This window comes from Streptococcus sp. HMSC064H09, from assembly GCF_001812625.1.
Taxonomy (GTDB): Bacteria; Bacillota; Bacilli; order Lactobacillales; family Streptococcaceae; genus Streptococcus.
This window is the reverse complement of the sequence record NZ_KV809561.1, coordinates 27,051-27,729: the sequence shown is the minus strand read 5'-3', so window position 1 is coordinate 27,729 and position 679 is coordinate 27,051.

The following is a 679-nucleotide window of genomic DNA, read 5'->3' as shown; positions in this document are numbered from 1 at the left end:
ACCTATACGAAATCAATATAATATTGACAAATAAGACTCTACATTATCACTTTATTATCCCCAATAAAAAGGAAAATGAGTTATCCTTTCTCCAAAAGCATTAAAGGGAATGCCCTCGCTATTGGTCTTGTTTTGCAAATGATGTAAAGTAGATAAAGAAAAAGGTCTCAATAAAAAGACTATCATTACGTATAAAATTCAAGAAGTAAGACAAGAAAACTAAGTCATATCATCCAAGGATATCAATTGTTTTGAGATTTTCTAGTCTTCTCCCCCGAATTTAAAAATACACTATTTAATAAATAAAAAAACTGCAGGAGAAAAAACGCTTTGCTAATAAAAGTGTTTTTGAATCCAGCAGTATTGCTAATTTACATATATTTCATAAAAACTTCTCCCCATTTTAAAGAGCGTCCCCTTTACTTACGCTCTATCCCTATCTTACAAATCAAAACATCGGTATGATAAAGCTATCCCAATACCATATCACATAGCACCAAGTACCAACAAGCAATCATTCAACTCTCCCCAAAAGAGTTAAAATGTTACAAACAGGTTGGCTTCGAGTTACTACTACCCATGTTCCCTATTCATATAGACACTATAATTATAGCATGTTATTTTTATTTTACAACCTTTTTTCAATTTTTTATTATTTTAATGTATGTGACAACCATTA